At 74.2% G+C, this 9949-nt stretch carries 1 protein-coding gene; it reads right to left on the bottom strand.

All coding sequences use genetic code 11. From position 1 onward, the window contains the following. Positions 1-9949 (bottom strand): type I polyketide synthase (locus tag ACWC5O_RS44545; protein ID WP_450781295.1); only part of this gene is annotated, 9949 nt, incomplete at both ends.

The following is a 9949-nucleotide window of genomic DNA, read 5'->3' as shown; positions in this document are numbered from 1 at the left end:
ACCGCCAGATGCAACGCCACCAGAGCCGAGGAACACGCCGTGTCCACGGTCACCGCAGGACCTTCCAGGCCCAGCGTGTAAGACACGCGGCCGGAGACGACGCTCGCCGCGTTGCCGGTGCCGAGGTGGCCGCCGACGTCCTCGCCGGAGGCGACGAGGAGCGGGGTGTAGTCGTTGCCATTGGTGCCGGCGAAGACACCGGTGCGGGAACCGCGCAGGGACAGCGGGTCGATCCCGGCCCGCTCGAACGCCTCCCACGCCAGCTCCAGCAGCAACCGCTGCTGCGGATCCATCGCCAGCGCCTCACGCGGCGAGACGCCGAAGAAAGCGGGGTCGAACTCCGCCATGTCCCGCAGGAATCCGCCTTCGCGGGCGGTGCAGGTACCGGGGTGGTCGGGATCGGGGTGGAAGAGGTTGTCGACGTCCCAGCCACGGTCGGCCGGGAACGGGGCGATGGCGTCGGTGCCGTCCGCGAGCAGCCGCCAGAACTCCTCGGGGGTGTCGGCACCACCGGGGAAGCGGCAGCTCATCGCGGTGATGACGATCGGATCGTCGGCGACGGAGGCGGACATGGCGGTGGGCCGCGTGGTGGCGGGCAGGCGGTCGCCGTCGTCGGACGCCGCGCCGAGTTCGGCGAGCAGCATCCGGGCCAGTTCCGCGCAGTTCGGGTAGTCGAAGACCAGCGTGGCCGGCAGACGCAGCCCGGTGATCTTGTTCATGCCGTTGCGGAGTTCCACGGCGCTCAGCGAGTCGAAGCCGAGGTCGCTGAAGGCGCGGGTCGGCTCGACGGCCTCGGGCCCGGGGTAGCCGAGGACGGTGGCGACGTAGCCGCGTACGACGTCGAGGACAGCACCGGCGCGTTCGCCGTCGGCGAGGCCGGCCAGGTGGCGGAGCAGCGCGGGCAGGTCGCCGTCGGCACCGTCGCCTCCGAAGGCGTCCGGGGCGGCCTGGCCGGAGACCGTGCCGCGGGCCGGGTCGAGGACACGCTGGGCGTCGGGCAGGTCGCGCAGCAGAGCGCTGGGCCGGGAGCCGGTGAAGGCGGGCGCGAAGCGCTCCCAGCCGATGTCCGTGACGGCGAGGTAGGTCTCGCCGTGGTCGAGTGCCTGCTGGAGCGCCTGGCAGGCCAGTTCGGGCCGCATGTCGTAGACGCCGTAGCGGCGCAGGCGTTCGCCGACCGCGCCGTCGCCCATGCCACCGTCGGCCCAGTGGCCCCAGGCGACGGCGGTGGCGGGCAGGCCGAGGGAGCGGCGCTGCTGGGCGAGGGCGTCCAGGAAGGCGTTGCCGGGAGCGTAGTTGCCGAGGCCGGGTCCGCTGATGGTGCCGGACGTCGAGGAGAACAGCACGAACGCGGACAGGTCGAGGCCCGCGGTCAGTTCGTGCAGGTTGACGGCGGCGGTGGCCTTGGTGCGCAGCACCGGGTTCATACGGCCCGGGTCGAGGGCGTCGATGACGCCGTCGTCGAGGGAGCCGGCGATGTGCAGCACGGCGTCGAGCGGGTGTTCCTCGGGGATCGAGTCGATCAGGTCGCGCAGGGCGTCGCGGTCGGCGACGTCGCAGGCGGCGAGGGTGACCCGGCCGGCGCCGAGTGCGGTCAGCTCCGCCGTCAGTTGGGCGGCGCCGGGCGCGTCGGCGCCCCGGCGGCTGGTGAGCAGCAGGTGTTCGGCGCCGAGGGAGGCGAGCCAGCGGGAGATGTGTCCGCCGACCGCGCCCGTGCCGCCGGTCACCAGGACGGTGCCGTGGGGGCGCCAGCTCTCGCCGGGCGGGGTGGCGCCGGCGAGCGGGGCGCGCAGCAGCCGACGGCCGTAGGTGCCGGAGGCCCGTACTGCGGTCTGGTCCTCGCCGTCGGGCCGGGCGAGCAGGGCGCACAGCCGGGCTCCCGACCGGCGGTCGAGGACGGCGGGCAGATCGATCAGGCCGCCCCAACGGTCGGAGTGCTCAAGGGCGGCGACCCGGCCGAGGCCCCAGACGAGGGCCTGCGGCGCGCTGAGGACGGTCTCCGAGCCGGTGACGGCGACGGCACCGTGGGTGGCGCACCACAGGGGTGCACTGACGCCGAGGTCACCGAGGGCCTGGAGCAGAGTGAGGGTGGCGGCGAGGCCGGTGGGGACCGCCGGGTGTTCGGGGTGCGGGTTCTCGTCGAGGGCGAGGAGCGACAGTACGCCGCCCAGGTCGCCCCGTGCCAGGGCGGGTTCGGCATCCGTGGCGGCGAGTGCGGCGGCCAGCAGGCCGGCCAGGCCCTCCCGGTCGGCGGCGGGGCTGCCACCGTCGACGGGTACGACCCGCACGCCGACGCCGTGGTCGGTGAGTGCCTGCCGGGTGGCGTCCGCCAGGGCGTGACCGGTGGCGGGGACGACCAGGAGCCAGGTGCCTGCCGGGGGCGCGACCGTGGTGTCCTGGGTGAGCGGGGTCCAGCCGACGGTGTAGCGCCAGTTGTCGACGGTGGACTGCTCCTTGCTGCTGCGCCGCCAGGCGGACAGCGCGGGCAGCACCTCGCGCAGCGGGGTGTCCCCGCCTAGGTCGAGGGCGGTCGCGAGGGATTCGAGGTCCTCTTCCTCCACGGTCTGCCAGAAGCGGCTCTCCGCCTCGTCGGTGACCTCAGCGCCGTCCGAGGTGACGGAGTCCGCGTCCCGCAGCTCGGGCCAGAACCGCAGCCGTTGGAAGGCGTACGTGGGCAGGTCGACGCGGTGGGCGCCGGTACCGGCGAAGACTCCGTTCCAGTCGACGGCCACGCCCTGGGCGTGGGCCTCGGCGAGGGAGGTCAGGAAGCGGTCCAGGCCGCCCTGGTCGCGGCGGAGCGTGCCGAGCACGACGGCATCGGCGGCGGCGTCCTCGATGGTCTCGCGAAGGCCGAAGGCGACGACGGGGTGCGGGCCGACCTCGATGAAGGCGCGGTGACCGGCGCCCAGCAGTCCTCGGATCGCCTCCTCGAAGCGGACGGTCTCGCGCAGGTTGGTGTACCAGTACGCGCCGTCGAGGGCGGTGTCCCCGTCCAGCCACTCGCCGGTCACCGAGGAGCGGAAGGGGATCTCGGCGGGCATGGGCCGCAGGCCGGCGAGCGCGTCGAGGACCTGCTCCCGGATGGGCTCGACGTGGCCGGAGTGGCTGCCGTAGTCCACGGCGACCTTCCGGGCCTGGACGCCGTCGCCGGTCAGCTCGGTGAACAGCTCGTCCAGGGCGTCCGCGGCGCCGGACACGACGACCGAGCCGGGGCCGTTGACGGCGGCCAGGGCGAGCCGGTCGCCGTACGGCTCGAGGCGGGCGCGTGCCTCGTCGGCGGGAAGCGGCACCGACATCATGCCGCCGTCGCCCGCGATGGCGGTGATGGCCTTGCTGCGCAGGGCGGCGACACGGGCGCCGTCCTCCAGCGACAGGGCGCCGGCGACGACGGCCGCGGCGATCTCACCCTGGCTGTGGCCGACGACGGCGGCGGGCTCGACGCCGTACGAACGCCACAGGTGGGCGAGGGAGACCATGACGGCCCACAGGACGGGCTGGACGACGTCCACCCGGTCGAGGTCGGGCGCGTCCGGGCCGCCGCGCAGGGCGGCGGTCAGCGACCAGTCGACGTACGGCGCGAGCGCCTGCTCGCACTCGGCGATACGGCGGGCGAACTCCGGTGAGCTGTCGAGGAGTTCCCGGCCCATTCCGGCCCACTGGGCGCCCTGGCCGGGGAAGACGAGCACGGGTCCGGTGCCGCGCCGGTCGGTGCCGCGGACGACGTCGCTGACCATGCGGTCCTCGGCGAGGTCGCGCAGTCCGCGCTCAAGGCCGTCGCGATCGGCGGCGAGCACGACGGCCCGCTGGTCGAACGCGGTGCGGGTGGTGGCGAGCGACAGCCCCAGGTCGGCGAGGCCGAGGCCGGGGTGGTCGCGCAGATGGGCGAGGAGCCGGCCCGCCTGGGCGCGCAGCCCGTCGGAGGTGCGGGCGGACACGGGGACGGGCACGAGCGGCAGCGGCGCGGGGGTGTCGACGGCCTGCCCGGCCGTGTCGTTCTGTGCCCTCTCGTTCGGTGCCGTCTCGTCCCGTGCCGTGTCGTCGGGCGCCTGCTCGATGATGACGTGCGCGTTGGTGCCGCTCATGCCGAACGAGGAGACGCCCGCGCGGCGCGGACGGCCGGTCTCGGGCCACGGCAGCGGCTCGTCGAGCAGCTGTACGGTGCCCGCCGACCAGTCGACCTCGGGGGTCGGGTTCTCGGCGTACAGGGTGGCCGGGAGCACGCCGTTGCGGATGGCCATGACCATCTTGATGACGCCGCCGACACCGGCCGCCGCCTGGGAGTGACCGATGTTGGACTTCAGCGAGCCCAGCCACAGCGGGCGGTCCTCGGGCCGGTCCTGGCCGTAGACGGCGATCAGTGCCTGCGCCTCGATGGGGTCGCCCAGCGTCGTACCGGTGCCGTGCGCCTCCACCGCATCGACGTCGGCCGGGGTGAGCCCGCCACCGGCCAGCGCGGCGCGGATGACCCGCTGCTGCGAGGGGCCGTTGGGGGCGGTCAGGCCGTTGGAGGCGCCGTCCTGGTTGAGGGCGCTGCCCTGGACGACGGCGAGGACGGGGTGTCCGTGCCGCCGTGCGTCGGACAGCCGCTCGACGACGACCATGCCGACGCCCTCCGCCCAGCTCGCACCGTCGGCGTCCGCTGAGAACGGCTTGCAGCGGCCGTCCTCGGCGAGCGCCCGCTGCCGGCTGAACTCGATGAGGGAGCCCGGCGTCGACATGACGGTGACACCGCCCGCCAGCGCCAGGTCGCACTCGCCCTGCCGCAGTGCCTGCACCGCGAGGTGCAGGGCCACCAGGGACGAGGAGCAGGCGGTGTCGACGGACAGCGCCGGACCCTCCAGGCCCAGGGCGTAGGCGATACGGCCGGACAGGACGCTCGGCGAGTTGCCGGTGCCGATGTAGCCCTCGAAGCTGTCCTTGGCGGCGCCGAGGATGCCGACGTAGTCCTGGTAGGTGACACCGGCGAAGACACCGGTGAGGCTGCCGCGCTGGGACGCCGGGTCGATGCCGGCCCGCTCCAGCGCCTCCCAGGAGGTCTCCAGGAGGAGCCGCTGCTGCGGGTCCATCGCGAGGGCCTCGCGCGGGGAGATACCGAAGAAGCCGGGGTCGAACTGGCTGGCGTTGTGCAGGAATCCGCCCTCGCGGGCGTAGCAGGTGCCCGGGTGGTCCGGGTCCGGGTGGTAGAGCTTCGCGAGGTCCCAGCCGCGGTCGGCCGGGAGCGGGGAGATGCCGTCGCCGCGGTTCACGACCAGGTCCCACAGTTCCTCGGGACTGGTGATGCCGCCCGGGTAGCGGCAGGCCATGCCGACGACCACGATCGGATCGTCGTCGAGTCGGGCACGGGACGCCGCGGGAGCCGCGGAGTCCGGCCGGGCGCCGAAGAGTTCCTTCTCCAGGTGCGCGGCGAGCACCAGCGGCGTCGGGTGGTCGAAGACCAGGGTGGCGGGCAGCAGTACGCCGATGTCGGCGCTCAGCCGGTTGCGCAGCTCGACCGCGGTGATGGAGGCGAAGCCCAGGTCCTTGAAGACTCGGGAAGGTTCCACCTCGTCGACGTCGACGTAGTCCAGCACCGCGGCCACCTTGCGGCGCACCAGGTCGAGCAGCACGCGCTGCCGCTCGGCCGCGGACCGCCCGGCGAGCCGGTCCAGGAGGCCCGCTTCCCCGCCTGCCTCGCCGGAGTCGGCGGCGCGACGGCGCACCGGCCGGGACGCAGCAACGGTACGGGCGGGGTCCACGGCGTCGCCGGCGGTTCCGCCGGCGTCCGTACGGTCTTCCGCGACGGCGGTGCCCGTACGGTCTCCGGCGGCAGCGGCGTCCGTACGGCCGTCCGCGGCCGTGGTGTCGGCGGTGGTTACGGGCCCATCTGCGACGGGACGCAGCCGCAGCGACTCGACGGCGAGGACAGGCTGTCCGGAGGCGTCGGCGGCCCGGAGCGTCACCGCGTCCTCGGCGCACCGGGTCAGCCGGACGCGCAGTGTGCCGGCGCCGTCGGCGAGGAGCCTGGCGCGCTGCCACGCGAACAGCAGCAGCCCGTCGCCCAGTCCTTCCGGGAGGCCGAGGCCCAGCGGGTGCAGCGCCGAGTCCAGCAACGCCGGGTGCACCCCGTACCGCCGTGCCTGCTCCCGCGTCTCCTCGCGGAGGGCGATCTCGGCGTACACGTCGTCACCGTGCCGCCAGACACCGTCGAGCGCGCGGAACGCGGGGCCGTACTCCAGGCCGGCGTCGGCCGCCAGCCGTTCGTACAGGTCCCCGATCACGACCGGTTCGGCGCCGGCCGGCGGCCAGACGGCGAAGTCGGCCTCCCATTCCGCGTCGGCGTCGCGCCGCGCGTCCATGGTGCCGCCGGGCGCGAGCAGACCCTCCGCGTGGCGGGTCCAGGCGGTGTCGTCGAGCCCTGCGCCGTCGGGGCGCGAGTAGACGGCGAGGGCACGGGTGCCGCGGGCGTCCGGCTCCTCGATGCGGACCTGGAGCCGGACCGCACCGCGTTCGGGCACCGTCAGGGGCGTCTCCAGGGTGAGTTCGCGCACCTCGTCGCAGCCGACCTGGTCGCCCGCGCGCACGGCGAGTTCCAGGAAGGCGGTGCTGGGCAGGACGGCGGTACCGGCGAGGCGGTGGTCCGCCAGCCACGGGTGCGAGCGCAGCGACAGCCGTCCGGTCAGGACGACCGCGCCGCTGCCCGCGACGGGGACCGCGGCGGCGAGGAGCGGGTGGTCGGTGGCGGCGAGGCCCAGCGCGGAGGCGTCGCCGGATCCGGCGGGCACCTCGAGCCAGTAGCGCCTGCGCTGGAAGGCGTAGGTGGGCAGGGCGGTCCGCGGGGCGCGGGACAGCGACGGCACAGCTGCCGTCCAGTCCACCTCCGCGCCCCGGGTGAACAGGGCGGAGACGGCCGACAGCAGGGTCCGCGGCTCGGGACGGTCGTCCCGCAGCACGGGCACCTGCAGGCCGTCCGCCGTGGGCAGGCACGACTGGGTGAGCGTGGTCAGGGTGCTGTCGGGGCCGAGTTCCAGGAATCGGGTGACGTTCTGGTCGGCGAGGGTGCGTACGCCGTCGGCGAAGCGGACCGCGTCCCTGACGTGCCGCACCCAGTAATCCGGGGAGGTGAGTTCCTCGGTGGTGGCGGGTCGGCCGGTGACGTCGGAGACGACGGGGATGCCCGGCGCCGCGTACGCGATGCTCTCGGCGACGGCACGGAAGCCCGCGAGCATGGGTTCCATGAGCGGGGAGTGGAAGGCGTGGCTGACCCGCAGCCTCCGGGTCCGCTTGCCCAGCGCCTCCACGGCGGCGGCGATCTCGCTCAGCGCCTCCTCGGTGCCGGACACCACCACGGACAACGGTCCGTTGACGGCGGCGATGCCGGCCTGGTCCTCCCGGCCGGCCAGCAGCGGCAGCACCTCGTCCTCGGACGCCTGCAGCGACACCATGGCTCCGCCGGACGGGAGCGCCTGCATCAACCGGCCCCGCGCCACCACCAGACGGCAGGCGTCCGCCAGGGACCACACACCGGCCACGTGGGCGGCGGCCAGCTCACCGATGGAGTGCCCGAGCAGTACGTCCGGACGCACACCCCACGACTCCAGCAGCCGGAACAGCGCCACTTCGAGGGCGAACAGGGCAGGCTGCGCGTATTCCGTCCGGTTCAGGGTGTCCACGTCGTCACCGAAGACCACCGCGCGCAAGGGCCGTTCGAGTTCCGCGTCGAAGTGCGCGCACACGGCGTCGAAGGCATCGGCGAAGACCGGATACGTTGCGTACAACTCACGCCCCATACCAAGGCGTTGCGACCCCTGTCCCGCGAACAGGAACGCCGTGCGCCCGTCGGCGAGCGCGGAGCCGATGACGGCGTCGTCGGTCTGCGCACCGTCCGCGACCGCCCGGAGTGTGCGCAGCAGTTCTTCCCGGTCGGCGCCCCACACCACCGCCCGGTGCTCGAACACCGAGCGGGAGCGCACCAGGGACGCGGCAACCTCGACCGCTGTCGCCTCGGGATGCGCCGCGACGTGGGCGGCCAGCCGCTCGGCCTGGGCTCGAAGCGCGGCCCGGCTGCGGCCGGAGACCACCCACGCCAGCGGCTGGGCCTCGGGGAGGACGTCCTCCTGGACACCGGCCGGGGACTCCTCCGGGGAGGGCTCCACCGAAGTGGGCTCCTCCGAAGTGGGCTCCTCCGGGGCGGGCTGCTCGAGGACGACGTGTGCGTTGGTGCCGGACACGCCGAAGGCCGACACACCGGCCCGCCGCGGACGCCCCTCGATCCGCGGCCACTCGGCGTTCTCCGTCAGCAGGCTGATGTCACCGGCCGACCAGTCCACGTGTGTCGACGGCCGGTCCGCGTGCAGAGTGCGCGGCAGCAGGCCGTGGTTCATGGCCAGCACCATCTTGATGACACCGGCGACACCGGCGGCGGCCTGACTGTGCCCGATGTTGGACTTCAACGATCCCAGCCACAGCGGCCGTTCACGGTCCTGGCCGTAGGTGGCGAGCAGTGCCTGCGCCTCGATCGGGTCGCCCAGGGTCGTACCGGTGCCGTGCGCCTCCACCGCGTCCACATCGGCGGGTGCCAGTCCGGCCCCGGCGAGCGCCTGCCGGATGACCCGCTGCTGGGCGGGCCCGTTGGGCGCGGTCAGACCGTTGCTGGCGCCGTCCTGGTTGACGGCGGAACCGGCCACGACGGCGAGCACCTGGTGACCGTTGCGGCGGGCGTCGGAGAGCCGCTCCACGACGAGTACGCCCACGCCCTCGGCCCAGCCGGTGCCGTCGGCGTCGTCGGAGAACGCCTTGCACCGCCCGTCCGCCGCCAGACCGCCCTGCGAACTGAACTCGACGAACGCGCCCGGGTCGGCGAGCACGGTCACACCGCCGACCAGCGCCAGATCGCACTCGGCGGACCGCAGCGACTGCGCCGCCAGGTGCAGCGCGACCAGAGAGGACGAGCAGGCCGTGTCGACGGTCACCGCGGGTCCCTCGAAGCCGAACGTGTAGGCGACACGGCCGGAGACCACGCTGCCCGCGACCCCCGTCAGCAGTTGCCCGCCGAGCCCCTCGGGCACCTCGCGCAGTCCGGCGCCGTATCCGGAACTGCCGGCGCCGACGAACACGCCCGTGCGGCTGCCGTGCAGCGAGTCGGGCCTGATCGCCGCGTGCTCCAGCGCCTCCCAGGAGGTCTCCAGCAGAAGCCGCTGCTGCGGGTCCACGGCGAGGGCCTCGCGGGGGGAGATACCGAAGAAGGCGGGGTCGAACTGCCCGGCGTCGTAGAGGAAACCGCCGGCGCGGGCGTGGCTGCGGCCCCGGCCGTCACGACCACCGTCGCCGTCAACGTCACCGTCACCGGAGCCGTACAGAGCGTCGAGGTCCCAGCCGCGGTCGATGGGGAACTCGGAGATCGCGTCGGTGCCTTCGGTGACCAGTCGCCACAGATCGTCCGGGCTCGCGACCCGGCCGGGCAGACGGCAGGACATGCCGACGATGACGATCGGGTCGTCGGTCGTGGCCGTGACGGCCGGGACGGACAGCGGCGCGTCCGTGGCCCGGTCGGCGGTGTCGTCGGCGAACAGCTCCTGCCGCAGCAGCCGTACGAGGGCCGTCGGCGTCGGGTGGTCGAAGACGAGGGTGCTGGGCAGCTTCAGGCCGGTCTCGGCGCCAAGTCGGTTGCGCAGTTCGACGGCGGTGAGGGAGTCGAAGCCCAGGTCGCGGAAGGACCGCGTGGCCTCCACGGACCGGTCGTCGGCGTGGCCGAGGACGGCCGCGGCACGGCCCACCACCAGTTCCAGCAGCGCGCGGTCGCGTTCGGCCGCGGGCATCTGGCCGAGGCGGTCGCGCAGCACCGAACCGGCTGCCTCACCGGCGGGCGGGGCCGCAGCGGAGGTGAGGGCGGTGCGTGCTTCGGGAAGGTCGGCCAGCAACGCGCTGGGACGGACGCTGGTGTACGCGGGGGTGAACCGTGCCCAGTCCACATCCG

Source organism: Streptomyces sp. NPDC001450 (assembly GCF_053597295.1).
The sequence above is the reverse complement of the archived record's forward strand: the minus strand, read 5'-3'. Positions and strand labels throughout refer to the sequence as shown.